The organism is Winogradskyella ouciana, assembly GCF_009709615.1.
GTDB classification, from domain to species: Bacteria; Bacteroidota; Bacteroidia; order Flavobacteriales; family Flavobacteriaceae; genus Winogradskyella; species Winogradskyella ouciana.
In genome coordinates this window covers 107,819-133,293 of record NZ_WJYA01000008.1, presented here as the reverse complement: position 1 = coordinate 133,293, position 25,475 = coordinate 107,819, and the positions used below count along the sequence as shown (strand labels likewise).

Annotated in this window: 36 protein-coding genes; 32 read left to right on the top strand and 4 right to left on the bottom strand. The window is 35.6% G+C overall.

The genetic code is table 11. The features are described from left to right. Nucleotides 1-5 precede the first annotated feature (5 nt). Nucleotides 6-3,080 (bottom strand): SusC/RagA family TonB-linked outer membrane protein, encoded by a 3,075-nt coding sequence (locus tag F1003_RS13565; RefSeq protein WP_155089977.1) that lies wholly within the window; start codon nucleotides 3,078-3,080, stop codon nucleotides 6-8. Nucleotides 3,081-3,252: 172 nt separating this feature from the next. On the opposite strand from F1003_RS13565, the gene F1003_RS13560 reads away from it, so the two are divergent. Next, complete coding sequence (locus F1003_RS13560) at nucleotides 3,253-4,005, top strand: rhomboid family intramembrane serine protease (protein WP_155089976.1); 753 nt, start codon at nucleotides 3,253-3,255, stop codon at nucleotides 4,003-4,005. A gap of 9 nt (nucleotides 4,006-4,014) precedes the next feature. On the opposite strand, the gene rlmB is transcribed toward F1003_RS13560, so the two are convergent. From rlmB to F1003_RS13545, 3 genes are read right to left on the bottom strand one after another with little or no spacing between them, the layout of a single operon-like run. Next, complete coding sequence (rlmB, locus tag F1003_RS13555) at nucleotides 4,015-4,749, bottom strand: 23S rRNA (guanosine(2251)-2'-O)-methyltransferase RlmB (RefSeq protein WP_155089975.1); 735 nt, start codon at nucleotides 4,747-4,749, stop codon at nucleotides 4,015-4,017. Between the two features lie 49 nt (nucleotides 4,750-4,798). Further along, on the bottom strand, nucleotides 4,799-6,424 hold the full coding sequence (locus F1003_RS13550) for an aryl-sulfate sulfotransferase (protein WP_155089974.1): 1,626 nt from the start codon (nucleotides 6,422-6,424) through the stop codon (nucleotides 4,799-4,801). A gap of 52 nt (nucleotides 6,425-6,476) precedes the next feature. Beyond that, nucleotides 6,477-8,165, bottom strand: coding sequence for a POTRA domain-containing protein (locus F1003_RS13545; protein ID WP_155089973.1), 1,689 nt, complete (start codon nucleotides 8,163-8,165; stop codon nucleotides 6,477-6,479). A 188-nt stretch (nucleotides 8,166-8,353) separates the two neighbouring features. On the opposite strand from F1003_RS13545, the gene rpsL reads away from it, so the two are divergent. From rpsL to F1003_RS13390, 31 genes are all read left to right on the top strand, one after another. Next, a complete protein-coding gene (gene rpsL, locus F1003_RS13540; RefSeq protein WP_008269190.1) occupies nucleotides 8,354-8,728 on the top strand; it encodes a 30S ribosomal protein S12 in 375 nt (124 codons plus the stop codon). 22 nt (nucleotides 8,729-8,750) lie between these two features. Further along, nucleotides 8,751-9,227 (top strand): 30S ribosomal protein S7, encoded by a 477-nt coding sequence (gene rpsG, locus F1003_RS13535; RefSeq protein WP_155089972.1) that lies wholly within the window; start codon nucleotides 8,751-8,753, stop codon nucleotides 9,225-9,227. A 5-nt stretch (nucleotides 9,228-9,232) separates the two neighbouring features. Next, nucleotides 9,233-11,362, top strand: coding sequence for an elongation factor G (gene fusA / locus F1003_RS13530; RefSeq protein WP_155089971.1), 2,130 nt, complete (start codon nucleotides 9,233-9,235; stop codon nucleotides 11,360-11,362). 12 nt (nucleotides 11,363-11,374) lie between these two features. Further along, on the top strand, nucleotides 11,375-11,680 hold the full coding sequence (gene rpsJ, locus F1003_RS13525) for a 30S ribosomal protein S10 (RefSeq protein WP_155089970.1): 306 nt from the start codon (nucleotides 11,375-11,377) through the stop codon (nucleotides 11,678-11,680). 193 nt (nucleotides 11,681-11,873) lie between these two features. After that, entirely contained in the window at nucleotides 11,874-12,491 is a 618-nt protein-coding gene (gene rplC, locus F1003_RS13520) for a 50S ribosomal protein L3 (protein ID WP_155089969.1), read from the top strand. Continuing rightward, complete coding sequence (gene rplD / locus F1003_RS13515) at nucleotides 12,491-13,120, top strand: 50S ribosomal protein L4 (RefSeq protein ID WP_155089968.1); 630 nt, start codon at nucleotides 12,491-12,493, stop codon at nucleotides 13,118-13,120. Before rplC ends, rplD begins: the two co-directional genes overlap by 1 nt. A 6-nt stretch (nucleotides 13,121-13,126) precedes the next feature. Further along, entirely contained in the window at nucleotides 13,127-13,417 is a 291-nt protein-coding gene (rplW, locus tag F1003_RS13510) for a 50S ribosomal protein L23 (RefSeq protein WP_162306983.1), read from the top strand. Nucleotides 13,418-13,425: 8 nt separating this feature from the next. Then, the gene (rplB, locus tag F1003_RS13505; protein WP_155089967.1) at nucleotides 13,426-14,253 is read left to right on the top strand and encodes a 50S ribosomal protein L2; all 828 of its coding nucleotides are present in this window, start codon (nucleotides 13,426-13,428) and stop codon (nucleotides 14,251-14,253) included. A gap of 10 nt (nucleotides 14,254-14,263) precedes the next feature. Further along, nucleotides 14,264-14,542 (top strand): 30S ribosomal protein S19, encoded by a 279-nt coding sequence (rpsS, locus tag F1003_RS13500; protein WP_008269180.1) that lies wholly within the window; start codon nucleotides 14,264-14,266, stop codon nucleotides 14,540-14,542. A gap of 5 nt (nucleotides 14,543-14,547) precedes the next feature. Then, complete coding sequence (gene rplV / locus F1003_RS13495) at nucleotides 14,548-14,955, top strand: 50S ribosomal protein L22 (protein WP_155089966.1); 408 nt, start codon at nucleotides 14,548-14,550, stop codon at nucleotides 14,953-14,955. A 9-nt stretch (nucleotides 14,956-14,964) separates the two neighbouring features. Next, nucleotides 14,965-15,678: a 30S ribosomal protein S3 gene (gene rpsC / locus F1003_RS13490; protein ID WP_155089965.1), complete on the top strand. Its 714-nt coding sequence runs from the start codon at nucleotides 14,965-14,967 to the stop codon at nucleotides 15,676-15,678. A gap of 20 nt (nucleotides 15,679-15,698) precedes the next feature. Beyond that, nucleotides 15,699-16,118, top strand: a complete 420-nt coding sequence (rplP, locus tag F1003_RS13485; protein ID WP_155089964.1) for a 50S ribosomal protein L16 — start codon at nucleotides 15,699-15,701, stop codon at nucleotides 16,116-16,118. 12 nt (nucleotides 16,119-16,130) lie between these two features. After that, nucleotides 16,131-16,322, top strand: a complete 192-nt coding sequence (gene rpmC / locus F1003_RS13480; RefSeq protein WP_155089963.1) for a 50S ribosomal protein L29 — start codon at nucleotides 16,131-16,133, stop codon at nucleotides 16,320-16,322. 17 nt (nucleotides 16,323-16,339) lie between these two features. Further along, nucleotides 16,340-16,597 (top strand): 30S ribosomal protein S17, encoded by a 258-nt coding sequence (gene rpsQ, locus F1003_RS13475; protein ID WP_155089962.1) that lies wholly within the window; start codon nucleotides 16,340-16,342, stop codon nucleotides 16,595-16,597. Nucleotides 16,598-16,599: 2 nt separating this feature from the next. After that, nucleotides 16,600-16,968, top strand: coding sequence for a 50S ribosomal protein L14 (rplN, locus tag F1003_RS13470; protein WP_155089961.1), 369 nt, complete (start codon nucleotides 16,600-16,602; stop codon nucleotides 16,966-16,968). Nucleotides 16,969-16,980: 12 nt separating this feature from the next. After that, complete coding sequence (gene rplX, locus F1003_RS13465) at nucleotides 16,981-17,292, top strand: 50S ribosomal protein L24 (protein WP_155089960.1); 312 nt, start codon at nucleotides 16,981-16,983, stop codon at nucleotides 17,290-17,292. 2 nt (nucleotides 17,293-17,294) lie between these two features. Then, a complete protein-coding gene (gene rplE, locus F1003_RS13460) occupies nucleotides 17,295-17,846 on the top strand; it encodes a 50S ribosomal protein L5 (RefSeq protein ID WP_155089959.1) in 552 nt (183 codons plus the stop codon). Nucleotides 17,847-17,848: 2 nt separating this feature from the next. Next, on the top strand, nucleotides 17,849-18,118 hold the full coding sequence (rpsN, locus tag F1003_RS13455; protein ID WP_007094975.1) for a 30S ribosomal protein S14: 270 nt from the start codon (nucleotides 17,849-17,851) through the stop codon (nucleotides 18,116-18,118). A gap of 62 nt (nucleotides 18,119-18,180) precedes the next feature. Further along, on the top strand, nucleotides 18,181-18,582 hold the full coding sequence (gene rpsH / locus F1003_RS13450; RefSeq protein ID WP_155089958.1) for a 30S ribosomal protein S8: 402 nt from the start codon (nucleotides 18,181-18,183) through the stop codon (nucleotides 18,580-18,582). Between the two features lie 12 nt (nucleotides 18,583-18,594). Continuing rightward, on the top strand, nucleotides 18,595-19,137 hold the full coding sequence (rplF, locus tag F1003_RS13445) for a 50S ribosomal protein L6 (protein WP_155089957.1): 543 nt from the start codon (nucleotides 18,595-18,597) through the stop codon (nucleotides 19,135-19,137). A gap of 10 nt (nucleotides 19,138-19,147) precedes the next feature. Continuing rightward, the gene (gene rplR / locus F1003_RS13440; protein ID WP_155089956.1) at nucleotides 19,148-19,504 is read left to right on the top strand and encodes a 50S ribosomal protein L18; all 357 of its coding nucleotides are present in this window, start codon (nucleotides 19,148-19,150) and stop codon (nucleotides 19,502-19,504) included. A 6-nt stretch (nucleotides 19,505-19,510) separates the two neighbouring features. Next, complete coding sequence (gene rpsE / locus F1003_RS13435; protein WP_155089955.1) at nucleotides 19,511-20,035, top strand: 30S ribosomal protein S5; 525 nt, start codon at nucleotides 19,511-19,513, stop codon at nucleotides 20,033-20,035. Between the two features lie 7 nt (nucleotides 20,036-20,042). Further along, nucleotides 20,043-20,222 carry a 50S ribosomal protein L30 gene (rpmD, locus tag F1003_RS13430; protein WP_114300031.1) on the top strand — a complete coding sequence of 60 codons (180 nt, stop codon included), beginning with the start codon at nucleotides 20,043-20,045 and terminating at the stop codon, nucleotides 20,220-20,222. A gap of 15 nt (nucleotides 20,223-20,237) precedes the next feature. Beyond that, complete coding sequence (gene rplO, locus F1003_RS13425; RefSeq protein WP_155089954.1) at nucleotides 20,238-20,690, top strand: 50S ribosomal protein L15; 453 nt, start codon at nucleotides 20,238-20,240, stop codon at nucleotides 20,688-20,690. A gap of 10 nt (nucleotides 20,691-20,700) precedes the next feature. Then, nucleotides 20,701-22,068 (top strand): preprotein translocase subunit SecY, encoded by a 1,368-nt coding sequence (gene secY, locus F1003_RS13420; RefSeq protein WP_155089953.1) that lies wholly within the window; start codon nucleotides 20,701-20,703, stop codon nucleotides 22,066-22,068. Between the two features lie 79 nt (nucleotides 22,069-22,147). Beyond that, nucleotides 22,148-22,363: a translation initiation factor IF-1 gene (gene infA / locus F1003_RS13415; protein WP_007094967.1), complete on the top strand. Its 216-nt coding sequence runs from the start codon at nucleotides 22,148-22,150 to the stop codon at nucleotides 22,361-22,363. A 26-nt stretch (nucleotides 22,364-22,389) separates the two neighbouring features. Next, nucleotides 22,390-22,506: a type B 50S ribosomal protein L36 gene (ykgO, locus tag F1003_RS13410; protein ID WP_008269159.1), complete on the top strand. Its 117-nt coding sequence runs from the start codon at nucleotides 22,390-22,392 to the stop codon at nucleotides 22,504-22,506. A gap of 98 nt (nucleotides 22,507-22,604) precedes the next feature. Then, a complete protein-coding gene (gene rpsM, locus F1003_RS13405; protein ID WP_155089952.1) occupies nucleotides 22,605-22,979 on the top strand; it encodes a 30S ribosomal protein S13 in 375 nt (124 codons plus the stop codon). Between the two features lie 101 nt (nucleotides 22,980-23,080). Beyond that, nucleotides 23,081-23,464 (top strand): 30S ribosomal protein S11, encoded by a 384-nt coding sequence (gene rpsK, locus F1003_RS13400; RefSeq protein ID WP_155089951.1) that lies wholly within the window; start codon nucleotides 23,081-23,083, stop codon nucleotides 23,462-23,464. 178 nt (nucleotides 23,465-23,642) lie between these two features. After that, on the top strand, nucleotides 23,643-24,248 hold the full coding sequence (rpsD, locus tag F1003_RS13395; RefSeq protein WP_155089950.1) for a 30S ribosomal protein S4: 606 nt from the start codon (nucleotides 23,643-23,645) through the stop codon (nucleotides 24,246-24,248). Between the two features lie 95 nt (nucleotides 24,249-24,343). After that, entirely contained in the window at nucleotides 24,344-25,336 is a 993-nt protein-coding gene (locus tag F1003_RS13390) for a DNA-directed RNA polymerase subunit alpha (protein WP_155089949.1), read from the top strand. The last annotated feature ends 139 nt before the right edge of the window (nucleotides 25,337-25,475 follow it).

The following is a 25,475-nucleotide window of genomic DNA, read 5'->3' as shown; positions in this document are numbered from 1 at the left end:
TTTTTTTAAAAATTAAGTTTCACATTAAAATTATAGAACTTTGTTGGCGGTGTTTGTCCATAACCACCAATTCCAGAACCAATTTCAGGATCATTGTAACGTCTATTTTCTTTTGGTAGAACCACAAGTAAGTTACGACCACTAACACCGATAGAAGCACCATTGATGAACAAACCTTCTAACCATTCGTTAGGAATAGTATAACTTAAAGCTACTTCTCTTAGTTTAAATGCAGTGGCATCTATCACAAAATTTTCGTCAACTCCTAAGAAGTCACCACTTTGTACAAATGATTGATACTCCGCATAAGGTGTTGGCCCACCATAAGAAGGACCAGTTAACACACTTGTATTAGGTGTGCCTGTGCCCTCAACAGTAGAATTAGGAAATATAAAATGACCACGACCATTCTCTGCAGTAATAAAACTACGTCCTTGGCCAGTTAGGTTAGCATAGATACCAGAGTAAAATACGTGACCTGTTCTAAAGTCGGCTGTAGCACTTAATCTAAACCCTTTATAGTTGATTTCCGTACCAAAGTTTAATATATAGTCTGGTGTTGTTCTTCCTAATACTTTCAAATCTGTAGCGACCTGAGGGGAACCATCTGAATTTAGGATAACGCGCCCGTTTTCATCTCTTTCATAAGCACTACCTCTAATTAAAGGAAATTCCTGTCCTTGTATGGCATAGATTCCTGGTGCTCCTGAACCTAAAATATCAGAATCATCCGTAATTTTTGTTGCTACTGTTCTTTGGGATGCATATCCAAAATTTAAGTTCCATTCAAAATCATCAGTTTTGAATGGTGTTAAACCTAAATCAACTTCATATGCATTAGTCTCTGTTTCACCAACATTTACACCTGCGCTAAACACACTTGTTGAGCTTGATACAGACGCATTTAAAATTTGATTTTCGTTAGTGTAGAATGAATAACTACCATCTAATGTTATCCTTGGAATACCTCCACGATTTAATAATTCTAAGTTAAGATTCGCTTCAAAAGTATTAATAAACTCAGGCTCAATCGAATTGTCAAAAGTTGATGATGGAATAATGAAAGAATTAATTCCGTTCGGATAAGGAAAAGCTGCTGGTCTAAAACCGGTATCATATAAATCGTGAGCTCCAAGAGCAGAAATATTTGCCACCTTTACAAAACCACCAGATACTTTCATCTTATGTAAAAAGTCTGTTTTCAAATCTGGAAAAGCCTTTGTTGGTATAAATGCTGCACCAGCTGACCAATAAAAGAATCCGATATCTCCAATATCTCTACCTGGAGACTGTAATCTTGAGTCCCATTCTTGTCTTCCTGTAAGATTTAGGAATAAATAATCTTTGTAACTTAAATCTACATTTGCATAAACTGCTTGTTGTCTAAATTTAGAACTAGCATCAGTAACTGTAACACCAGTAGAAATATTTTCTACGGTATAAAGTCCTGGTAAGGTCAACTGTGTACCAGAAGTTGTTTGTGAAAATGCTTCTGACTCTGTAGCATTAAAACCAACTAACGATTTTAATCCAATATCCTCTGTTAGTTGATAATTAAAGTTAGTTATTAAATCTGTGTATAAACGCTTAGAGCTAGAGTTATTTACCGATAAAGAAGATTGTATGTCTCTAGCATCTCCCGTAACTGTATATTCTGCAACATAATCGTTGACATAAGATATTGATTTACCACCATTGGTAACTATGTTTGTTCTTAATACAGATGATATATTGTCATTAAACTGATAGCTTAACTCTGCAGTTAAATCTGAACGTACATTGTCAGCATTAGACCTCTGATTGTTTCTAACCCAGAACGGACTATCACCAAAAGCTGTCCAGTGGTCACTGTTACTACCAGAGTTAAATTGGTCTACTTCAACATCACTAGGAACTTGAGCTAATTGGCCATATACTCCATTAGATACTGATTGATCTTCAGTAGTGAAACGAGCAATTCCAGCAAGAGACAATTTACCAAAAGTTTTACCTGCGCTTAAAGCAAAAAAGTCTTTTTTGTATTCATCTCCACCGATTATACCATCAGTATTTCTTCTGTTAGCGGTTAGAGAGTAGTATCCTTCTCTGTCACCACCAGATAAGGAAATTGTATTTTGTTTAGCAACACCTTGAACAAAGAATTCTTCCATGTTATCCTCCTTAAATTCATAAGTGCCGTATCTAAAATCATTAAACGTTGGGTATGGTAAGCCAACAGGTTGAATAGAACCATCATACTCCGGTCCCCAAGACCCTTGGTCAAAAGCATCTATTTCACCCCAATACCCTTTTCCATAACGGTCTTGTAATTGAGGTAAAAAAGCAACTTCTTCAAATGTAACTGTTGAAGATAACGAGATATTGAGCTTACCTTGATTTCTTTCACCTTTTTTTGTAGTTACTACAATGACACCATTACCACCTCTAGAACCGTAAAGGGCAGCTCCATTAGGGCCTTTTAATACGTTAATAGATTCGATAATTTCAGGATCTAAATCAGATAACGTACCTGCAGTAGATATAACATTGTCGATAACAATTAATGCCGAGTTAGAACCAGATAAAGATCTCGTACCTCTAAGTCTAATTGTTGTACTTGGGTTAACACCAGTATTGGTAGTATTAATTTGTAGACCAGATACTTTACCAGCTAAAGACTGAACTGCATCTGGGTTGTTTGCCGCAACAATTTCTTCGGCTTTTACGTTTTCGTATGCTGTGGTTATTTCATCGGGTTTTCTTTTGATACCCACAGCGGTTATTATTACTTCTTCTAATTGAGACGCATCTTCTATTAAGGTTACATTAATAGTGTTAGAGTCTCCAACGACGATTTCCTGGCTTTGCATACCAATATAGCTAAAGACAAGTGTGTCTCCAACATTTGCGGTAATCTGATAATTACCGTCTAAATCAGTTTGAGCACCATTGGTAGTGCCCTTAACTAAAATGTTAACACCTGGTAAGGGAAGTCCAACCTCATCTTTAACAACACCCGAAATGTTTTTTTCTTGTGCCGATATGGTCTGAAATAAGAAGACCAACAACAAGGTTAAAATACCTGAGTAGTTTTTTTTCATAGATTAATGAATTTAATTGATTGTTTATTGAATAATTCTTAAAATTATAGCTAAATGTACATATATTTTGCATTAAATTATGCTTTTTATTGAAAGTTCTGATAAACATGACAATATTTCATAGAAATCTGTTTTGGTTGTAAATTTGAAGCACTACAACTAAAAGAATCATATGTCTTCACAGCAACAGTTTAGATATTCTAACAGTATCATTATTTATCCTATATTAATGGTATTATTGATATGGATAGTGTTTTGGTATCAGGTGAGTGTCGATTATGGCATAAAATCTTTTGGCATAAGACCACAAAAGCTCGAAGGGCTTATAGGGATTTTTACTAGCCCTTTTTTGCATGGAGATATCGATCACCTTTATAATAATTCCATTCCGCTTTTGGTGCTTTCATTGGCGCTGTTCTATTTCTATAATAAAATTGCATGGAAAGTTATTCTTTATGGTATTTTATTATCTGGGTTTTTAACTTGGATAATTGGAAGTTCGGGTAATCACATTGGAGCAAGTGGATTAATTTATGTATTGGTTAGCTTTATATTTTTTAAAGGAATATTTGCTAAACATTATAGGCTAATAGCTTTGTCTCTAATGGTTATATTTTTATACGGAAGCATGATTTGGTACGTGTTCCCTATAAAAGAAGGTATGTCTTGGGAAGGGCATTTAGGAGGTCTGATTACTGGTCTACTGTTTGCCGTAATATTTAGAAAAGAAATTGCAAAACCAGAGCGTTACAAATGGGAACAACCAGACTACAACGAAGAGGACGATCCTTTTATGCGACATTTTGATGAAGATGGAAACTTTATTGAAACTCTACCTGAAGATGAAATTGAGGCTGATTCAGAACTTGAAAATGAAAGCGCCACAACGATTAGATATATTTTTAAAAAGAAGGTTGAAGATTAGAATTGTCCGCTAAGAACGCTGCCTAACCGCTTCATATAAAAAAGCACCACAAGCCACAGAAACATTCAGTGATTCTATTTCACCTAGAATCGGAAGCTTTGCCTGATTATCTACAATTTTTAAAACCGAAGGATTAATACCTCTGCCCTCAGAACCCATTATAATTGCACATGGTTCTTTAAAAGAAACATCGTATAAGAAGTCCTCGGCTTTTTCCGTTGCAGCGATGACTTTAATACCAGAGGACTGCATATGAAATACTGCATCTTTAATATGGTCGACCTTACAAATAGGAATTTTAAAAATCGCGCCTGCGCTTGTTTTTATGGTGTCTCCGTTAATAGGAGCTCCACCTTTCTTCTGAATAATAATTCCTGAAACACCAGTACATTCTGCAGTACGTACAATGGCTCCAAAATTACGGACATCGCTCAGTTGATCCAATAATAGAAACAAAGGTGTTTTTCCAGATTCAATAACATTGAGCACCAAGTCGTCGATATCGTGAAATTCAATAGGAGAAATTTGAGCAACAGCACCTTGGTGATTTCCGCGAGTTAGCCTGTTTAATTTCTCAATGGGTACGTAAGATGAATTAATGCCTTCAGACCTTAACAAATACTCAAGTTCTTGAAAAAGTTCGCTACGTACACCTTTCTGAACAAATACCTTGTCAATGGTTTCGCCAGATTTAATAGCTTCAATGATAGCGCGTATTCCAAATATGGTAGTCTCTTTTTCCATTATTTAAGAAATTAAATAGTTTATTAAAATCAATGTGCAATTAAAATGATTAACCCTTAATCACTTTTTTACTCACCATATTTGTGTCTGAATAAATTTTCAGAAAATATACACCATCTGAATTATTAGATAGGTCAATAGTTTTAGATGATGTTTCACCTATCTTACTTCCCATCATATTATATATCTCAACTCTGTCAATAACAGTTGTGGAGTTGATTTGAATCCTATTTTTTGTAGGGTTAGGGTATAAACTTACTATGGAATTTTCGAATTCAGAGACACTCAAATTATTGCAAGGAGTTAAATCTGGATTTGCTTCTAGAGGATCGCCAGGTGTTAAATCTCGACCTATAAATGCAGGATAATCAGGGCTGAACTTTGTAGCTCTAAATGAAAAATTATTTGGTGGAGATGGTTCTCCTTGTTCATAAACGGTACCGTCTGCATTACTAATTGGCGAAATATATTCCCAAACCACATTTTCGTTAGAATCTATTTCAAAGAAATGAGCCTCTCTACCTTCGCATATTAAAATGTTGCCATTTGGTAACTGTCTGGCACTACTTACAATCGCAGAGTAAAAATCTGAGGGTTCTGTCGGTGGTGTACTAGGAAATGTATAGAATGTATCAGTTGGTCCATAGGCAGTATTTGCAACATAAGTGTAATTTCCATTAATATCTACAGGTGGTTCGATAATATCAACTTGCGAATATTCTGGCGTTCTCTGAAACCCATTATTGAATATCATCAGTTTCCCTTCGTTTGGAAGGCCAGTCGGGATATAATATGGAGTGTGTTGTCCGTAGAGTTTTCTGTCCATTTCCGTACCTTGTCCATAAGCCTGTGGATTTCCCCATCGATACAATATATCACCAGCAGGTCCTGCAGCTTCAGAAGTTGTAGTATTATGGTCAATAACCCAAACTTCACTCATTCGTCTTGAGCTGATTACGATCTGATCAAACTCTTCATAATATTGTATGGCATTAAAATGCAACCAGTTATTTATAGGGTCAAATCCATTTAAAAAGTTGATGTCTATTTTACCTGGGTTATCTTCAACAATACCGAAGTTGTCTTTTGAGGCATCAATATTCTGTATAACGTGGTCCATAACATTCCATTCCCAAACAATATTCCCTCCAGTCGCTCCGATAGGTTCTACTTCGTAAATACGCTCATTATACAATTGGTTGTCTGTGAGTAAATTTGGATCTCTACCTGCTTGTATGGCATCAGCGCCGTCAACCACAGTAGCGGCTAAAATGAGAACGTTTCCATTAGGTAATGGAAATACATCATGGTGCGCTCTAGAGGTGTCAGAACTATCCGTCCATGTCCAAATGACGTTTCCATCCCAATCAAACATTTCTATTACACCACCTGCACCACCAAGTGCTACTGGGTCAGGACTCTGCACTAATCTTCCCGCTCTAAGTAAATTCCCATTGGGCATTAAATAAACAGCATTACCAGGAACGTAAGAACTAGACCATGAGTTTATTTCGCGACCACAGTTGTCTATTAAATAGGCTTTGGTATGTGTTGAGAATAGTGTATATCCTTCATAGGCATCTTCCGTTATTAAAATTGTGCCCATTGTATTTTGCCCAAAACTTAAATTTAAGGCAAGTAAGATAATAAGATGAAAAAGTAATTTTTTTATCATTCGATTTTCCTTTTTTGTAGCGCCTCAAATTTATTAGAATATTTCGTATTAATCAAAATTTAGCCGTTAAACTTACGTGTACCTTAGAATCTGATAATCTAAACTGTCTGTTTTCAGATTTTCCGCTTGAATAGTTTAATCGAAATAAACCAGCATTTGTTAGTAAACCCAGTCCAAAACCAAAACCAAAAAGCTTTTCTTTAGTGTCAGTTATTTGGTTTTCAAAATAAGCAGCATCCAGTACGGAGTGTACATATATGCTATTACTTAATCGGTATCGATATTCCGTATTTATAACTCCGTATAGATTTGCTACTAAACTGTTCTCTTCAAAACCACGAATGGAATTAATACCTCCAAAGCGAAACAGCTCATTGTCTAAATAATCATCCGAGGTTAAAATTGCACCATTAAACCTAGTGTATACACTATTTTTAGGATTAAGGTTAAAAATTTTATAAGTATCTAAATTGAAAACAGTTTGACTTTGATTACCCATATCATTCTCGCGGTCACCAAAACCATATGATAGATCGAACCAAAAATTTATAGGAAATAAAGGGTCATAAAACTGAGGTTCTGTAAAGTTATAGTTTAAGGTGTAATAATTGCTTTTGTAATCATTTAATATAGAAGTATCATTATCTAAGAGGTTAGTGGAGTTGGTTGAGGTGATTCCTGCACCAATTCTATGCCGTGCATTTATTTGATAGTTGATTTTAGCATATTGTTTAGCGTTGGAAAACGTAGTGTCTTTTCTAAAAATGTTCAATCCAACCTGCAACCCAACTGGTGAGCCAAATAGATAAGGTAAATCAGCATCTACTCTAAATGTTTGCTGATCAATCTCATCACTTTTATAAAATAGGTTAAGGGTTTCACCAAAGTTTAAATTATTAATGAGTCTTAAATCTAGATAACCATCAAACTCAATTTTATTTGTGTTTTCGTTGGTGCCAAAACCTAGGTAGCCATCAAAATTATTGGTTTGCTTTTTTTCTACATATAAATAGAGTGTTGTTGAATCTTGAGTAAAAAGAACTTCTGGGTCTTTAATTTTATTAGCAAAGCGTAAATCTTCTAAGAGTTCGACTTTGTCTTTGATTTCGTTGAGATTGAAAGTTTTCCCAGTTCTTAGTTTCATAAATCGCTTTATATATGATTGTGGAAATTTCTCATACCCTTTAACAATGATCTTGTCTATTCGTCTTTTTTGGTTGTTGACAATTTTTAACTGCGCTGAAATTAAATCTGGATTGAGTTTATAGATATTAATTAATTGAAGTGTTGAAAACGGATCGCCTTGCTCTGCGATTTTTGAATTTAACTGGTTTAGGGCACTTTCGAGCTCTGTAATATCTAGTTCAAAATAGTTCTCATCTTTAGTATGATTAATAAAGTTTAATAACTCAGCATTAAAACTTGAATCGTAAACTATTCTTATTCTATTGATTTTGTTTCCCAAAAAAAGACTGGCTTTAAATAGAGTATCATTTTGTTTTATAATACTATCAATGGTGGTATCAATAAAGCCCAATCTTGTTAGTCTGTATTTTAGGCTGTTTAGTTCTGATTCAATACCATTATAATTATAAAAAGAAGTTGAATACCCAATTGAATCGATAATGGCTGTTTTGTTTTTGTCTTCACCACTCACATCGAGGTTCAAGGTCTGGGCATTGAACTGAAGTGCATAAACCAATGCTAAAGCCGCATAAATTGAACGATGAATGTTTAACATTTTAGATTTATCTAGGTCTTTTTTTTCTTAGGAATGATAACGTAAAAATAGACCATATTATATATGTGTAAAATGAATAGTGATATTTCTTTGAAAAATAAATTCTCAAGTGTTTGAATTATAAATATATATTTCTACCTTTGCAGCCCTCAAAAGTGAGGGTTCAATAAATTATTATATAGAAATATATGCCAACAATTTCACAATTAGTACGAAAAGGAAGAGCCAAAATAACCAAGAAGAGTAAATCGGCTGCTTTAGATTCGTGTCCTCAAAGACGTGGTGTATGTACTCGTGTTTATACAACGACACCTAAAAAACCAAACTCAGCAATGCGTAAGGTAGCAAGGGTTCGTTTAACAAACGGAAACGAAGTAAATGCATACATCGGTGGAGAAGGTCACAATCTACAAGAGCACTCGATAGTATTGGTTAGAGGTGGAAGGGTAAAAGATTTACCAGGAGTTAGATATCACATCGTTCGTGGTGCATTAGATACAGCAGGTGTTGCTGGTCGCACACAACGTAGATCTAAGTATGGTGCAAAACGCCCTAAGAAGTAATTTAAAACTTTAAGAAGAAGACATGAGAAAAAGAGCAGCAAAAAAGAGACCGCTTTTACCAGACCCAAGATTCAACGATCAGTTAGTGACGCGTTTTGTTAACATGATGATGTGGGACGGTAAAAAGTCTGTAGCTTTTAAAGTATTCTACGATGCAATTGATATTGTTGAGGAGAAAAAGAATGACGACGAAAAAACAGCTTTAGAGATTTGGAAAGAAGCGTTATCTAATGTGATGCCTCACGTAGAAGTACGTAGCCGTCGTGTTGGTGGTGCAACATTCCAAATTCCAATGCAGATTCGTCCAGATCGTAAAGTTTCTACTGCGATGAAGTGGTTAATTAGCTACGCACGTAAAAGAAACGAAAAATCTATGGCACAACGTTTAGCTTCAGAAGTATTAGCTGCTGCTAAAGAAGAAGGTGCGGCCGTTAAGAAAAGAGTAGATACTCACAAAATGGCTGAAGCAAATAAAGCATTCTCACACTTTAGATTTTAATTAGAATGGCACAAAGAGATTTAAAATATACAAGAAATATAGGTATTGCCGCACATATTGATGCTGGTAAAACTACAACTACAGAGCGTATCCTTTATTATACAGGTGTATCTCACAAAATTGGTGAAGTACATGATGGAGCGGCTACTATGGACTGGATGGAGCAAGAGCAAGAAAGAGGTATTACAATTACTTCTGCTGCTACAACTTGTACATGGAAGTTCCCTATGGAAAATGCACAACCATTACCTGAAACTAAGGATTACCACTTTAACATTATCGATACTCCTGGTCACGTTGATTTTACCGTTGAGGTAAATAGATCATTACGTGTATTAGATGGTTTGGTATTCTTATTTAGTGCGGTTGATGGTGTTGAGCCACAATCTGAAACTAACTGGAGACTTGCTGACAATTATAAAGTACCTCGTATTGGTTTCGTAAACAAAATGGACCGTCAAGGATCTAACTTTATGGCAGTTTGCCAACAGGTTAAGGACATGTTAGGGTCTAATGCTGTGCCAATTGTAATGAACATTGGTGACGAAATCGATTTTAAAGGTATTGTGGACTTGGTGAAGAACCGTGCTATTGTTTGGCATGATGAAACACAAGGAGCAACGTTTGATGTTATCGATATTCCTGAAGAATTAAAAGCAGAAGCTGCAGAATTAAGAGGTAAACTTATTGAAGAAGTTGCTGCTTATGATGAGAATCTGTTAGAAAAATATATGGAGGATGAAGATTCTATTACAGAAGACGAGGTGCACGCTGCACTTAGAGCTGCTGTAATGGATATGTCTATCATTCCAATGATTTGTGGTTCTGCATTTAAAAACAAAGGTGTACAGTTCTTATTAGATGCTGTATGTCGTTACTTGCCTTCTCCAGTAGATAAGGAAGGTATTGTTGGTGTAAACCCAGATACTGAAAAAGAAGAAATTCGTAGGCCAGATGTAAAGGAGCCATTTGCTGCTTTAGCATTTAAGATTGCTACAGATCCTTTCGTAGGACGTTTAGCGTTCTTTAGAGCTTACTCTGGTCGTTTGGATGCAGGTTCTTATATTTTGAACAACCGTTCAGGTAAAAAAGAGCGTATCTCTCGTATCTATCAAATGCACTCAAATAAGCAAAATGCTATCGATTTTATCGAAGCTGGAGATATTGGAGCTGCAGTAGGATTTAAAGACATTAAGACTGGTGATACCATGTCTGATGAAAAACATCCTATCGTTTTAGAATCTATGGACTTCCCAGATCCAGTAATTGGTATTGCGGTTGAGCCTAAGACTAAAGCAGATGTTGATAAGTTAGGTATGGCTTTAGGTAAGCTTGCTGAAGAGGATCCAACATTTACGGTTAGAACCGATGAAGCTTCAGGTCAGACAATTATTTCTGGTATGGGTGAGCTTCACTTGGATATTATTGTAGATCGTTTAAGACGTGAGTTCAAAGTTGAGGTTAACCAAGGTCAGCCACAAGTTGAGTATAAAGAAGCTATTACTAGAGTTGCACAACATAGAGAAGTGTACAAGAAGCAATCTGGTGGTCGTGGTAAATTCGCAGATATCGTATTTACACTTGAGCCAGCTGAAGAAGGTAAAGTAGGTTTAGAATTCGTTTCTGAAATTAAAGGTGGTAACGTTCCTAAAGAATTTATCCCTTCAATTGAAAAAGGATTTAAGCAAGCTATGGTAAATGGTCCGTTAGCGGGTTATGAAGTAGATGCTATGAAAGTTACGTTGACTGATGGTTCTTATCACGATGTGGATTCTGATCAATTATCATTCGAATTAGCTGCTAAGTTAGGATTTAAGAATGCTGCAAAAGCTGCTAAGGCTGTAATTATGGAGCCAATTATGAAATTGGAAGTAATTACACCAGAAGAAAACATGGGTGATATCGTTGGTGATTTAAATAGAAGAAGAGGACAAGTAAGTGATATGGGTGATAGAGCTGGTGCAAAAACCGTAAAAGCTACTGTTCCATTATCTGAAATGTTTGGTTATGTTACTACGTTGAGAACACTGTCTTCAGGTAGAGCAACATCAACAATGGAATTCTCTCACTATGCTGAGACACCATCTAATATATCAGAAGAAGTAATCAAAGCAGCAAAAGGCGTAGAAGCTTAAAACTAAAAGAAAATGAGTCAGAAAATTAGAATAAAATTAAAGTCTTACGATCATAATTTAGTTGACAAGTCTGCTGATAAGATTGTAAAAACAGTAAAAAACACAGGTGCAGTTGTAACAGGACCAATTCCTTTACCAACACACAAGAAAATTTTCACTGTGTTACGTTCACCTCACGTTAACAAGAAGTCTAGAGAACAATTTCAATTAAGCTCTTACAAGAGATTATTAGATATTTACTCTTCTTCTTCTAAGACAATTGATGCTTTAATGAAACTTGAATTACCAAGCGGAGTTGAAGTAGAGATTAAGGTGTAATTATGAAACTTCGGTCGCTCAGCGATGTCGAAGTGAACATGTCCGGAGCTGCGAGCGAAGGAAAAACGGTAAAAAATACAATTCAAGGCTGAAACGTATTTTTCAGCCTTGAAATATTTAAATAAGTAAATTAATAATTGATTGAAGATAAATCGAGAAATCGTGAATCAACAATCGTAAATCGTAAATTAAAATGTCTGGGTTAATTGGAAAAAAAATCGGTATGACCAGCATCTTCGACGAAAATGGAAAGAACATTCCATGTACAGTAATCGAAGCTGGGCCATGTATCGTTACCCAAGTCAGAACTGAAGAAGTGGATGGTTATAATGCACTTCAATTAGGTTTCGATGACGCGACAGAAAAAAGCGCTACAAAAGCAGCTCAAGGGCATGCTAAGAAAGCGGGTACTTCTGTTAAACGCAAAGTCGTAGAATTTAATGGTTTTGATGAGGAGTACAAATTAGGTGATGCTATCACTGTAGAGCAGTTTATCGAAGGTGAGTTTGTGGATGTTTCCGGAACTTCAAAAGGTAAAGGTTTTCAAGGTGTAGTAAAACGTCACGGATTCGGTGGTGTAGGTCAAGCAACGCATGGTCAGCACAACCGTTTAAGAGCTCCAGGTTCTATTGGTGCAGCTTCATATCCTGCGAGAGTATTCAAAGGAATGAAGATGGCCGGAAGAATGGGTGGTGAAACAGTTAAAGTTCAAAATTTAAGAGTTTATAAGGTAGTTCCAGAAAAGAACTTACTTGTTGTTAAGGGATGTGTTCCTGGTCACAAAAACTCTTATGTAATTATTGAGAAGTAATGAAGGTAGCAGTTTTAGATATAAACGGAAAAGATACGGGAAGAAAAGCTGAGCTTTCTAAAGACGTATTCGCTATAGAGCCTAATAACCACGCTGTCTATTTAGATGTTAAGCAATACTTAGCAAATCAAAGACAAGGTACGCATAAGGCTAAAGAAAGAGCAGAAATTACTGGAAGTACGCGTAAGATCAAAAAACAAAAAGGAACAGGTACAGCTCGTGCTGGTTCTATAAAGTCTGGTCTGTTTAAAGGCGGTGGTCGTATGTTTGGTCCAAGACCAAGAAATTACGGTTTTAAGCTTAATAAAAACGTAAAGCGATTAGCACGTAAATCTGCATTAAGCATCAAGGCAAATGATAAGTCAATAGTAGTATTAGAAGATTTTAACTTCGATGCTCCAAAGACTAAAAATTTCGTTGATGTATTGAAAGCATTAGAGATAGACAACAAAAAATCTCTATTTGTGTTGGGTGACTCAAATAATAACGTATATTTGTCGTCGCGCAATTTGAAAGGCTCTGAAGTTATAACTAGCTCAGAATTAAGTACTTATAAAATAATGAACGCTAATAAAGTTGTTGTTTTAGAAGGTGCGTTAGAAGGAATTGAATCGAATTTAAGTAAATAAAACACAGTGAGTATCTTAATTAAACCTATCATTACAGAAAAAGCAACCATGCAAAGCGAGGTGCTTAACGCTTACGCGTTTGAAGTGAATACAAAGGCGAACAAGGTAGAAATCAAAAAAGCGGTAGAAGCTGCTTATGGTGTTTCTGTTGAAAAAGTTCGTACGATAAATGTCCGTCCAGATAGAAGGACTCGTTTTACAAAAACGGGGATTCAACATGGTAAAACAAATGCTGTTAAAAAGGCAATTGTACAACTGGCGGAAGGTGAGACAATAGATTTATATGCTAATATGTAATTAGACTTATGTCAGTAAGAAAATTAAAACCGATCACATCAGCTCAGCGATTTAGAGTAGTAAATGGATTTGACGCCATCACTACTGATAAGCCGGAGAAAAGCTTGCTTGCTCCGAAAAAGAGATCTGGTGGTAGAAACAGTCAAGGAAAAATGACCATGCGCTATAAAGGTGGTGGTCATAAGAAGAAGTATCGTATTATTGATTTTAAACGTAACAAAACTGGAATTCCAGGTGAGGTTAAATCAATAGAGTACGATCCAAACAGAACAGCATTTATTGCTTTGTTAAACTATCAAGATGGTGAGAAAAGATACATCATCGCACAGAATGGTTTAAAAGTAGGACAGAATGTTGTGTCTGGTGAAAGTGGTGTTGCTCCAGAAATTGGAAACGCAATGCCATTAAGTGAAATACCTCTAGGTACTATTATTTCTTGTATAGAGTTACGTCCAGGTAAAGGTGCTGTTATGGCACGTAGTGCTGGTGCTTTTGCTCAGTTAATGGCAAGAGATGGTAAGTTTGCTACGATTAAATTACCATCTGGTGAAACTAGAATGGTATTAGCAACGTGTATGGCTACAATAGGTGTTATTTCTAACTCAGATCATCAATTGTTAGTATCTGGTAAAGCAGGTAGAAGCAGATGGTTAGGAAGACGTCCACGTACAAGACCAGTAGTAATGAATCCAGTGGATCACCCAATGGGTGGTGGTGAAGGTAAGTCTTCAGGTGGGCACCCAAGATCTAGAAACGGTATTCCTGCTAAGGGTTATAGAACGCGTTCTAGAACGAAAGCGAGTAACAAGTATATTGTAGAACGTAGAAAGAAATAATTAAGATAGTATGGCACGTTCATTAAAAAAAGGACCTTATATCCACTATAAATTAGAGAAGAAAGTTGCAGAAAATGTAGCTTCAAACAAAAAGACGGTAATTAAGACTTGGTCTAGAGCATCAATGATTTCTCCAGATTTCGTTGGTCAGACAATTGCAGTTCACAATGGTCGTCAATTTGTTCCGGTTTATGTTACTGAGAATATGGTAGGTCACAAATTAGGAGAATTTTCACCAACAAGATCTTTTAGAGGTCATGCAGGTGCTAAGAATAAAGGTAAAAAATAAGAATCATGGGAAGTCGTAAAAAACAAATGGCGGAAGCTATTAAGGCTGAAAAGAAGCAGATTGCTTTTGCTAAGCTAAATAACTGTCCTACATCTCCAAGAAAAATGCGCTTAGTTGCGGATTTAGTAAGGGGTGAAAAGGCTGAGAAAGCTCTTCAGATTCTTAGATTTAGCCCAAAAGAAGCGTCTCGTCGTTTAGAGAAATTGGTTATGTCTGCAATTGCAAACTGGCAAGCTAAAAACGAAGATGCTGATGTTGAGGAAGCTAATCTATTTATCAAAGAGATTAGAGTAGATGGTGGATCTATGTTAAAGAGATTACGCCCTGCACCTCAAGGTAGAGCACATAGAATTAGAAAGCGTTCTAATCACGTAACAGTGGTTGTAGATGCATTAAATAAAACACAAAGCTAAGATAGAGATATGGGACAAAAGACAAATCCAATCGGAAATCGCTTAGGTATTATCAGAGGATGGGAATCTAACTGGTATGGCGGAAATGATTATGGAGATAAACTTGCTGAGGACGATAAAATCCGTAAGTATATCCATGCTCGTTTATCTAAAGCTAGTGTGAGTAGAGTAATTATTGAGCGTACGCTTAAACTTGTAACCGTTACTATCACTACTGCTAGACCTGGTATTATTATCGGTAAAGGTGGTCAAGAGGTAGATAAGTTAAAAGAAGAGCTTAAAAAGATTACTGGTAAAGAGGTTCAGTTGAACATCTTTGAAATTAAAAGACCTGAACTAGATGCACATTTAGTAGCGGCAAGTGTTGCTCGTCAAATTGAAAGTCGAATCTCATACAGACGTGCAATAAAAATGGCTATCGCTGCAGCAATGCGTATGAATGCTGAAGGAATCAAAATTCAAATTAGTGGTCGTTTAAACGGTGCTGAAATGGCACGTTCTGAGCACTATAAAGAAGGACGTATTCCGTTATCTACATTTAGAGCTGATATTGATTATGCTCTTGTTGAAGCACATACTACTTATGGTAGATTAGGTGTAAAAGTGTGGATTATGAAAGGTGAAGTATATGGAAAAAGAGAACTTTCTCCATTAGTAGGTCTTTCTAAGCAAAAAGGAAAAGGTGGACGTGGTGGAAACAAGAACCAACGTCGTAGAAAGTAATTTTTTAAAGAAAAACAAAAATGTTACAGCCTAAAAGAACAAAATTTCGTAAGCAGCAAAAAGGTCGTATGAAAGGCAATGCTGGAAGAGGCCATAGATTATCAAATGGTACTTTTGGTATTAAATCATTAGACTCGTCTTTTGTAACTGCTCGTCAAATAGAAGCTGCACGTATTGCCGCAACTCGTTACATGAAGAGGGAAGGTTCTATCTGGATTATGATTTTTCCAGACAAACCGATTACAAAGAAACCCCTCGAAGTACGTATGGGTAAAGGTAAAGGTGCCGTAGAATATTGGGCAGCCGTTGTAAAGCCAGGACGTGTATTATTTGAAGTAAGTGGTGTGCCAATTGAAACAGCGCAAGAAGCGTTACGTTTGGCAGCTCAAAAACTTCCAGTAAGAACTAAGTTTGTCATAGCTAGAGATTACGAAGCTTAATAAAATAATATTATGAAGCAATCAGAAATTAAACAGCTTTCAACAGCTGAGTTACAAGAAAAACTTAGTGAGACTAAAAAGAGTTATGCAGACCTGAAAATGGCTCACGCAATTTCTCCTTTAGAAAACCCAATCCAGTTACGTCACGCACGCCGTACTGTAGCTAGAGTGGCGACAGAATTAACTAAAAGAGAAGATCAATAATTGTATTCTGCTGAAAGATGGAAAAAAGAAACTTAAGAAAAGAACGTATAGGAGTAGTTACTAGTAACAAAATGGAGAAATCTATTGTAGTTGCTGAAGTTAAAAAAGTAAAACACCCTATGTATGGAAAATTCGTGTTAAAGACAAAGAAATATGTCGCACACGATGAGACAAACGACTGCAACGAAGGAGATACTGTAAAGATCATGGAGACAAGACCTATGAGTAAATCCAAATGTTGGAGATTAGTAGAAATAATTGAAAGAGCGAAGTAATTATGGTACAACAAGAATCAAGATTAAAAGTAGCTGACAATACTGGTGCAAAGGAAGTTTTAACTATCCGTGTGCTAGGAGGAACTAAAAGACGTTATGCGTCGGTTGGAGACAAGATTGTAGTATCTGTTAAGGATGCGACTCCAAACGGGAACATCAAAAAAGGTGCTGTTTCTACAGCCGTTGTTGTTCGTACAGCAAAAGAGGTAAGAAGACCAGATGGTTCTTACATCAGATTTGATGACAACGCATGTGTATTATTAAACCCAACGGGTGAGATGAGAGGAACACGTGTTTTTGGGCCTGTAGCTAGAGAACTTCGTGATAAACAATTCATGAAAATTGTATCATTGGCACCAGAAGTGCTTTAATTGATAAATAAGATGACAAAGCTTAAAATAAAATCAGGAGATACAGTACAAGTTATTGCTGGAGACCATAAAGGTTCTGAAGGCAAGGTGCTTAAAGTATTAAAAGATAAGAACAAGGCTATCGTTGAAGGTGTAAACATGGTGAAGAAACATACTAAACCAAGTGCACAAAACCCTCAAGGTGGAATTGTAGAGAAGGAAGCATCAATTCATATGTCAAACTTGTCGTTGTTAACTTCAAAAGGAGAAACAACAAGAGTAGGTTATAGAATGGATGGAGACAACAAAGTAAGATTTTCTAAAAAATCTAATGAAGTAATTTAATTATGGCTTACGTTGCAAGATTAAAACAAGAGTATAAGGATAAAGTAATCCCAGCTCTTACAGAAGAATTTGGATATAAAAATGTGATGCAAGTACCTAAGCTTCAAAAGATAGTTTTATCTAGAGGTGTTGGTGCTGCTGTTGCAGATAAGAAGTTAATTGATCACGCAGTGGATGAGTTAACAAAAATCACTGGACAAAAAGCAGTTGCAACTATGTCTAAGAAAGACGTTGCGTCTTTTAAGTTACGTAAAGGGATGCCAATTGGCGCTAAGGTAACTTTAAGAGGGGAGCAAATGTATGAGTTCTTAGATCGTTTAGTGACTTCTGCTTTACCACGAGTAAGAGATTTTAACGGTATCAAAGCCTCAGGTTTTGATGGTCGTGGAAACTATAACTTAGGTGTAACAGAACAGATCATTTTCCCAGAAATTGATATTGACAAAATCAACAAAATCAATGGTATGGATATTACATTTGTGACTACTGCCGATACAGATAAAGAGGCAAAGTCATTGTTATCAGAACTAGGATTACCATTTAAAAAGAATTAAGTATGGCTAAAGAATCAATGAAAGCTCGTGAGGTGAAGCGTGCAAAGATGGTTGCAAAATATGCTGAAAAACGTAAAGCTTTAAAAGAAGCTGGCGATTACGAAGCATTACAAAAGTTACCAAAAAACGCATCACCAGTACGTATGCACAACCGTTGTAAACTTACAGGAAGACCAAAAGGTTATATGAGACAATTTGGTATCTCTCGTGTAATGTTTAGAGAAATGGCTAACAAAGGGTTAATTCCTGGAGTAAAGAAAGCAAGTTGGTAAAATTATAAATTGGTTTCAGGTTTGGTAATAGTGCCAAAAACCGCTACCGCAAATTAATAACTATGTACACAGATCCAATAGCGGATTATTTAACGCGAGTTAGAAATGCTGTGAAAGCAAACCACAGAGTGGTTGAGATTCCTGCATCTAACTTAAAAAAGGAGATAACTAAAATATTGTTCGATCAGGGCTTTATTTTAAGTTATAAGTTTGATGACAAATCTACTGCACAAGGTACAATTAAGATTGCCTTAAAGTATAACAAAGACACTAAGGAGTCTGTTATCAAAAAAATTCAAAGAATCAGTAAACCAGGTTTACGTAAGTATGCTGGCTCTAACGAAATGCCAAGAATCTTAAATGGTTTAGGTATTGCAATTGTTTCTACGTCTCACGGTGTGATGACAGGTAAACAAGCGCAAAGAGAAAACGTTGGTGGCGAAGTATTATGTTACGTTTACTAAAAACAGGAAATTATGTCAAGAATAGGTAAAAACCCGATAACAATTCCTGAAGGTGTTACAGTTGAAGTTAAAGATAACGTAATTACCGCTAAAGGTAAATTAGGTGAATTAACTCAAGAGTATTCAGAAGTTGAAATTAAAATAGAAGACGGTACAATTACATTAGAACGTCCGTCTGAGAAAAAAGATCACAGAGCAAAACACGGTCTTTACAGAGCGTTAATTGCTAACATGATAGAAGGTGTTTCTAAAGGCTGGACCAAAGAATTGGAATTAGTTGGTGTAGGTTACAGAGCATCAAATCAAGGACAGAAATTAGATTTAGCTATTGGTTTCTCTCACAACATCGTAATGGACATTGCTCCAGAAGTAAAAGTTGAGACCGTTTCAGAAAAAGGAAAAAACCCAATCGTTAAATTAACATCTCATGACAAACAATTGGTAGGTCAGGTAGCCGCTAAGATTCGTGGTTTCCGTAAGCCAGAACCTTACAAAGGAAAGGGTATCAAGTTTGTTGGTGAAGAAATTAGAAGAAAAGCAGGTAAATCAGCTTAATAATTAAGTTATGGCATTGACAAAGAACGAAAGAAGAACAAGAATAAAAAACAGAATCCGCAAGGTAGTATCTGGTACTTCAGAAAGACCAAGATTAGCTGTTTTTAGAAGCAATAAAGAAATTTATGCTCAAATCGTGAATGATGTAACTGGTGAAACTATAGCTGCTGCATCTTCAAGAGATAAGGATATCGCAAAGTCTAAAGGAAACAAAACTGAGGTTGCGGCTTTAGTTGGTAAGGCTGTTGCAGAAAAAGCTATGAAAGCTGGTGTTGAAACTATTTCTTTTGATAGAGGTGGTTACTTATATCATGGAAGAGTAAAATCATTAGCAGAAGGTGCTAGAGAAGCAGGACTTAAATTTTAAGACATTATGTATCAAAAATATAAAAACGCAGAATTAGTAAAACCAGGCGGATTAGATTTAAAAGATCGCTTAGTTGGTGTACAGCGTGTAACTAAAGTAACAAAAGGTGGTAGAGCATTTGGTTTTTCTGCTATTGTTGTTGTAGGTGACGAAGCAGGAGTTGTAGGACAAGGTTTAGGGAAATCTAAAGACGTTGCTACTGCAATTGCTAAAGCTGTTGAAGATGCTAAGAAAAACTTAGTGAGAATTCCTATTATAAAAGGAACATTACCACACGAGCAAAAAGGTAAGTATGGTGGAGCTAGAGTAAACATTATCCCAGCTGCACCTGGTACAGGAGTTATTGCTGGTGGAGCTGTAAGAACAGTACTTGAAGCAGTTGGTGTACATGATGTATTATCAAAGTCTCAAGGGTCTTCTAACCCTCATAATGTAGTAAAAGCAACTTTTGACGCTTTATTACAATTAAGAGATGCTAAATCTATAGCTAAAGAACGTGGAATTTCACTTGAAAAAGTATTTAAAGGATAAACACAAGATGGCAAAGATTAAAGTAACTAAAGTAAAGAGTGCAATCAATCGTACTAAAAGACAAAAGCTAACATTAGAGGCTTTGGGTCTAAAAAAGATTGGTCAAGTAGTAGAGCACGATGCCACACCAAATATCCTTGGTATGGTAAAAAAAGTTGAACATTTAGTTTCTGTAGAGGAAGCTTAAAAATATAACTTAAAAATGGATTTAAGTAATTTAAAACCTGCAGAAGGTTCAGTAAAAAATCAAGGAAAGCGTGTTGGACGTGGTCAAGGATCTGGTAAAGGTGGTACTGCGACAAGAGGACACAAAGGTGCAAAGTCACGTTCTGGTTATTCTAAGAAATTAGGATTTGAAGGTGGTCAAATGCCTTTGCAAAGACGTGTTCCTAAATTCGGATTTACTAATATCAACAGAGTAGAGTACCAAGGTGTAAACTTAGATACTTTACAACAGTTAGTAGACGAAAAGAAAATTAAGGATACTGTAGATTTTGAAACACTTGTATCATTGGGTAAAGCTGGAAAAAACGATCTAGTTAAAATCTTAGGTAGAGGTGAATTAAAATCTAAATTAAAAGTAACTGCTCATAAATTTACTGCTACGGCAAAAGCTGCTATTGAAGCTGCTGGTGGTGAAGCTGTAACTTTATAAGAATATAAGGATGAAAATAATAGATACATTAAAAAACGTTTGGAAAATCACGGAACTTAAGGATAGAATCATTCTTACCTTAGGTTTGTTATTAGTTTACCGTTTTGGTGCTCAGGTTGTATTACCTGGTATTGATATTGATAAATTAGGTGGTTTACAAGCAGGAGTTGATGGTGGTATTTTAGGATTGTTAAATGCTTTTACAGGTGGTGCATTTGCTAATGCATCCGTATTTGCTTTAGGAATTATGCCTTATATTTCTGCATCCATCGTTGTTCAGTTAATGGGTATTGCGATTCCTTATTTACAGAAACTTCAGAAAGAAGGAGCTAGTGGACAAAAGAAAATCACACAGATTACACGTTGGTTAACTATAGGTATTTGTTTAGTACAAGCACCTGGTTATCTAGCGAGTGTCCCAGCATTATCTGGAGCACAATCTATGAGTAATTTATTAGTTCCTGGTTTTTCTGAAAACATCTTTTACTTTTCTTCAGTAATTATCTTGGTAACTGGTTGTGTATTCGCAATGTGGTTAGGTGAGAAGATTACAGATAAAGGTATTGGTAATGGTATATCATTATTAATTATGGTTGGTATCATTGCAACTATGCCACAGTCATTTATACAAAATGCGGCTTCTAGATTAGAAGGTGGTAATGGTGGTTTTATGATGATACTAATTGAGATGGTGATTTGGTTCTTAATCATTTTAGCATCAGTGTTCTTAGTGATGGCAGTCCGAAAAATTGCCGTACAGTATGCAAGAAGAACTGCATCTGGTGGTTATGAGAAAAATGTATTCGGATCTCGTCAATTCTTACCATTGAAGTTAAACGCATCAGGTGTAATGCCAATTATCTTTGCACAAGCAATTATGTTTGTACCAGGATTAATAGGGCAGGCATCATTTTTGGAAGGTACTGATACAGGACAATGGCTACAGGCAGAATTTGGTAACAACCTATTCGGATTTTGGTACAATCTTGTATTCGCATTATTGATTATTGTATTTACATATTTCTATACAGCGATAACTGTACCTACTAATAAAATGGCTGATGATTTAAAACGTAGTGGAGGATTTATTCCAGGAATAAGACCAGGCACCGAAACAGCTGAGTATTTAGACAAGATAATGTCTCAAATTACATTACCAGGATCTATTTTCTTGGCTCTGGTAGCAGTATTCCCAGCATTTGTATTTCAATTTGCAGGTGTACAGCAAGGTTGGTCATTATTCTTTGGTGGTACATCACTATTAATTATGGTTGGTGTAGCTATTGATACAATGCAGCAGATTAATTCTTATTTATTGAATAAGCATTATGACGGCTTGATGAAAACGGGTAAAAACAGAAAATCTGTTACCGCATAACTATAAAACTTAGAAAGTTCAGTCACCAAAAAAACGGCAAGGTATTTGCTAATTGAGGGTTGAATACTAAAAATTATTTATGGCAAAGCAAGCAGCAATAGAACAAGACGGAACGATAATAGAAGCATTATCTAATGCTATGTTCCGTGTAGAATTAGAAAATGGTCACATTGTGACTGCACACATATCTGGTAAAATGCGTATGCATTACATTAAGTTGTTACCAGGAGATAAAGTAAAATTAGAAATGAGTCCTTACGATTTAACTAAGGCTCGTATAACTTATAGATACTAAATACTGGTATTTTAAAACAGAAACAGATGAAAGTAAGAGCATCAGTTAAAAAGAGAAGTGCTGATTGTAAATTAGTACGTAGAAAAGGTAGACTTTACGTCATTAACAAAAAGAATCCTAGATTCAAACAAAGACAAGGATAAAAAAAAGTCATTAGTAATTAGTAGTTAGATGAATCTGTTCGAAATCGAAAGGTTTAGGATTCTAACAACTAAAAGCTAACAGCTAAAAACTAAATTATATGGCAAGAATTGCAGGTGTAGACATACCAAAACAAAAAAGAGGAGTAGTATCCTTAACTTATATCTATGGAATAGGTAGAAGTAGAGCTAAAGAAATTTTAGAAACTGCTAAAGTTGACGAAAGCACTAAAGTACAAGATTGGACTGACGACGAGATCGGAGCGATCCGTGAAGCTGTTGGTACTTTCAAAATCGAAGGTGAATTACGTTCTGAAACTCAGTTAAACATTAAGCGATTAATGGATATCGGATGTTACAGAGGAATTCGTCACAGAGCTGGTCTTCCATTAAGAGGACAACGTACTAAGAATAACTCTCGTACAAGAAAAGGTAGAAGAAAAACAGTTGCTAACAAGAAAAAAGTAACTAAATAATAACAGACATTAGTCATTAGTTTAGAAGTTAGATGAATCTGCCTGAAATGTAAAAGTTTAGGATTCTAACAACTAAAGCTAACAACTAGAAACTAAAAAATATGGCAAAGTCAAGTACAAAAAAACGCAAAGTAATTGTTGATGCAATAGGAGAAGCTCATATCACAGCATCTTTTAACAACATCATCGTTTCTTTAACAAATAAAAAAGGTGACGTTATTTCTTGGTCATCAGCTGGTAAAATGGGCTTTAGAGGTTCTAAAAAGAATACTCCTTATGCAGCGCAATTAGCTGCAGAAGATGCTGCAGGTGTAGCTAAAGAAGCTGGTTTAAAGAAAGTGAAAGTATATGTAAAAGGTCCTGGTAACGGTAGAGAATCTGCTATCAGATCTATTCATAACTCAGGTATAGAAGTAACTGAGATCATCGATGTTACTCCAATGCCGCACAACGGTTGTCGTCCACCAAAAAGACGTCGTGTATAATTTACACCATTAAGAAGATTAATATCAGTCGTTTATTCGGTTGATATTAATTTTTTTATACGTAAATTTGCAAACTGAAAAAATCGAATTTATTAACAAGTATCAACGAGAGACAAACGTTTTTTGAAGGATAAGATTAAGACCTTAATTCACTAAACACTCTCAAAACAAATTAAAAATGGCAAGATATACTGGTCCTAAAACTAAAATCGCTCGTAAATTCGGGCAAGCTATCTTCGGAGAAGATAAAGCATTCGAAAAAAGAAACTATCCTCCAGGACAGCACGGAAACAACCGTCGTCGTGGAAAAAAATCTGAATATGCTATCCAGTTAATGGAGAAGCAAAAAGCAAAATATACTTACGGTATTTTAGAGCGTCAATTCAGAAACATGTTTAAAAGAGCAACTGCTGCTCAAGGTATTACAGGTGAGGTATTACTACAATTATGTGAATCGCGTTTAGACAACGTTGTTTTCAGAATGGGTATTGCTCCAACAAGAAGTGGTGCTAGACAATTAGTTTCTCACAGACACATTACTGTAAATGGTGAAAAGGTAAACATTCCTTCTTACCAATTAAAAGCTGGAGATGTTGTTGGTGTTAGAGAAAAATCTAAATCACTAGAAGCTATTCAAAATTCATTAGCTAATTCTAGCAATGTTTACGAATGGATTACTTGGAATAAGGACAAAATGGAAGGAACTTATGTTTCTGTTCCTGCTAGAATCCAAATTCCAGAACAAATCAACGAGCAATTCATCGTTGAACTTTACTCTAAATAATAAATTAATCATATTGGGATTTAGCCAAAGGGTTTATTGGTCTTCTTCAAACTTTTAGACCGCGCAACTAAATAACAATTAAAACGAAGAAAAAAATGGCAATATTAAATTTTCAGAAGCCTGATAAAGTAATCATGATTGATTCTACTGATTTCGAAGGTAAATTCGAATTCAGACCACTAGAACCAGGATACGGGTTAACAGTTGGCAATGCTCTAAGAAGAGTTTTGTTATCATCATTAGAAGGTTTCGCAATCACTTCAGTGAGAATAGAAGGTGTAGATCACGAGTTTTCTACAATTTCTGGTGTAGTTGAGGATGTTACTGAAATGATCTTAAACTTAAAGCAAGTTAACTTTAAGCGTCAGATTGATGAAGTTGATAACGAAACAGTTACAATTTCTATTTCAGGTCAAGATCAAATCACAGCTGGTGATTTTCAAAAGTTTATTTCTGGTTTCCAAGTTTTAAATACGGATTTAGTAATCTGTAACTTAGATCCAAAAGTAAACATCAATATGGAATTAACTATCGAGAAAGGTAGAGGATATGTTCCTGCTGAAGAAAACAAAAAAGCTTCAGCACCAATCGGAACTATCTTTACGGATTCTATTTACACTCCAATAAAGAATGTAAAATATAGTATAGAAAACTTCCGTGTTGAGCAAAAAACGGATTATGAAAAGTTAATTTTCGAAATTCAAACAGATGGATCTATTCATCCAAAGGATGCTTTAACTGAAGCAGCTAAGATATTAATTCACCACTTCATGTTATTCTCTGATGAGCGTATTACACTTGAAGCTGATGAAATAGCACAAACTGAAACTTATGATGAAGAATCACTTCACATGAGACAGCTATTGAAAACCAAATTGGTGGATATGGATCTTTCTGTACGTGCATTAAACTGTTTAAAAGCAGCTGAAGTTGATACTCTAGGTGACTTAGTATCGTTCAACAAAAATGATTTAATGAAATTCAGAAACTTTGGTAAGAAGTCTTTAACTGAGCTAGAAGAATTAGTGAATGTAAAGGGGCTTAATTTCGGAATGGATTTAAGCAAATATAAATTAGACAAAGACTAAGGATTGATGATTGCTGATTTACGAATGACGATTTTTTAAAACTCAGTCGTAAATCTAACATCGTAAATCAAAAATTAATAATTAATCATATTTTGCTCCTCGAATAAAGAGTTTGGTAGCAAGATGATAAAACAAATGT

Excerpts from the sequence above, each read along its gene's own strand:
- F1003_RS13550 (WP_155089974.1), bottom strand. The coding sequence starts at position 6,424 with ATGATAAAAAAATTACTTTTTCATCTTATTATCTTACTTGCCTTAAAT.
- rpsJ (WP_155089970.1), top strand. The coding sequence starts at position 11,375 with ATGAGTCAGAAAATTAGAATAAAATTAAAGTCTTACGATCATAATTTA.
- secY (WP_155089953.1), top strand. The coding sequence starts at position 20,701 with ATGAAAATAATAGATACATTAAAAAACGTTTGGAAAATCACGGAACTT.
- rplV (WP_155089966.1), top strand. The coding sequence starts at position 14,548 with ATGGGAAGTCGTAAAAAACAAATGGCGGAAGCTATTAAGGCTGAAAAG.
- rpsQ (WP_155089962.1), top strand. The coding sequence starts at position 16,340 with ATGGAAAAAAGAAACTTAAGAAAAGAACGTATAGGAGTAGTTACTAGT.
- rplC (WP_155089969.1), top strand. The coding sequence starts at position 11,874 with ATGTCTGGGTTAATTGGAAAAAAAATCGGTATGACCAGCATCTTCGAC.
- fusA (WP_155089971.1), top strand. The coding sequence starts at position 9,233 with ATGGCACAAAGAGATTTAAAATATACAAGAAATATAGGTATTGCCGCA.
- rplD (WP_155089968.1), top strand. The coding sequence starts at position 12,491 with ATGAAGGTAGCAGTTTTAGATATAAACGGAAAAGATACGGGAAGAAAA.
- rpsN (WP_007094975.1), top strand. The coding sequence starts at position 17,849 with ATGGCTAAAGAATCAATGAAAGCTCGTGAGGTGAAGCGTGCAAAGATG.
- rpsC (WP_155089965.1), top strand. The coding sequence starts at position 14,965 with ATGGGACAAAAGACAAATCCAATCGGAAATCGCTTAGGTATTATCAGA.
- rplB (WP_155089967.1), top strand. The coding sequence starts at position 13,426 with ATGTCAGTAAGAAAATTAAAACCGATCACATCAGCTCAGCGATTTAGA.
- rplP (WP_155089964.1), top strand. The coding sequence starts at position 15,699 with ATGTTACAGCCTAAAAGAACAAAATTTCGTAAGCAGCAAAAAGGTCGT.
- rplE (WP_155089959.1), top strand. The coding sequence starts at position 17,295 with ATGGCTTACGTTGCAAGATTAAAACAAGAGTATAAGGATAAAGTAATC.
- rplR (WP_155089956.1), top strand. The coding sequence starts at position 19,148 with ATGGCATTGACAAAGAACGAAAGAAGAACAAGAATAAAAAACAGAATC.
- rpsM (WP_155089952.1), top strand. The coding sequence starts at position 22,605 with ATGGCAAGAATTGCAGGTGTAGACATACCAAAACAAAAAAGAGGAGTA.
- rpmC (WP_155089963.1), top strand. The coding sequence starts at position 16,131 with ATGAAGCAATCAGAAATTAAACAGCTTTCAACAGCTGAGTTACAAGAA.
- rplN (WP_155089961.1), top strand. The coding sequence starts at position 16,600 with ATGGTACAACAAGAATCAAGATTAAAAGTAGCTGACAATACTGGTGCA.
- rplX (WP_155089960.1), top strand. The coding sequence starts at position 16,981 with ATGACAAAGCTTAAAATAAAATCAGGAGATACAGTACAAGTTATTGCT.
- rpmD (WP_114300031.1), top strand. The coding sequence starts at position 20,043 with ATGGCAAAGATTAAAGTAACTAAAGTAAAGAGTGCAATCAATCGTACT.
- rplO (WP_155089954.1), top strand. The coding sequence starts at position 20,238 with ATGGATTTAAGTAATTTAAAACCTGCAGAAGGTTCAGTAAAAAATCAA.
- F1003_RS13565 (WP_155089977.1), bottom strand. The coding sequence starts at position 3,080 with ATGAAAAAAAACTACTCAGGTATTTTAACCTTGTTGTTGGTCTTCTTA.
- rpsE (WP_155089955.1), top strand. The coding sequence starts at position 19,511 with ATGTATCAAAAATATAAAAACGCAGAATTAGTAAAACCAGGCGGATTA.
- rpsK (WP_155089951.1), top strand. The coding sequence starts at position 23,081 with ATGGCAAAGTCAAGTACAAAAAAACGCAAAGTAATTGTTGATGCAATA.
- rpsL (WP_008269190.1), top strand. The coding sequence starts at position 8,354 with ATGCCAACAATTTCACAATTAGTACGAAAAGGAAGAGCCAAAATAACC.
- rlmB (WP_155089975.1), bottom strand. The coding sequence starts at position 4,749 with ATGGAAAAAGAGACTACCATATTTGGAATACGCGCTATCATTGAAGCT.
- F1003_RS13390 (WP_155089949.1), top strand. The coding sequence starts at position 24,344 with ATGGCAATATTAAATTTTCAGAAGCCTGATAAAGTAATCATGATTGAT.
- rpsH (WP_155089958.1), top strand. The coding sequence starts at position 18,181 with ATGTACACAGATCCAATAGCGGATTATTTAACGCGAGTTAGAAATGCT.
- F1003_RS13560 (WP_155089976.1), top strand. The coding sequence starts at position 3,253 with ATGTCTTCACAGCAACAGTTTAGATATTCTAACAGTATCATTATTTAT.
- infA (WP_007094967.1), top strand. The coding sequence starts at position 22,148 with ATGGCAAAGCAAGCAGCAATAGAACAAGACGGAACGATAATAGAAGCA.
- rpsD (WP_155089950.1), top strand. The coding sequence starts at position 23,643 with ATGGCAAGATATACTGGTCCTAAAACTAAAATCGCTCGTAAATTCGGG.
- ykgO (WP_008269159.1), top strand. The coding sequence starts at position 22,390 with ATGAAAGTAAGAGCATCAGTTAAAAAGAGAAGTGCTGATTGTAAATTA.
- rplF (WP_155089957.1), top strand. The coding sequence starts at position 18,595 with ATGTCAAGAATAGGTAAAAACCCGATAACAATTCCTGAAGGTGTTACA.
- F1003_RS13545 (WP_155089973.1), bottom strand. The coding sequence starts at position 8,165 with ATGTTAAACATTCATCGTTCAATTTATGCGGCTTTAGCATTGGTTTAT.
- rpsG (WP_155089972.1), top strand. The coding sequence starts at position 8,751 with ATGAGAAAAAGAGCAGCAAAAAAGAGACCGCTTTTACCAGACCCAAGA.
- rpsS (WP_008269180.1), top strand. The coding sequence starts at position 14,264 with ATGGCACGTTCATTAAAAAAAGGACCTTATATCCACTATAAATTAGAG.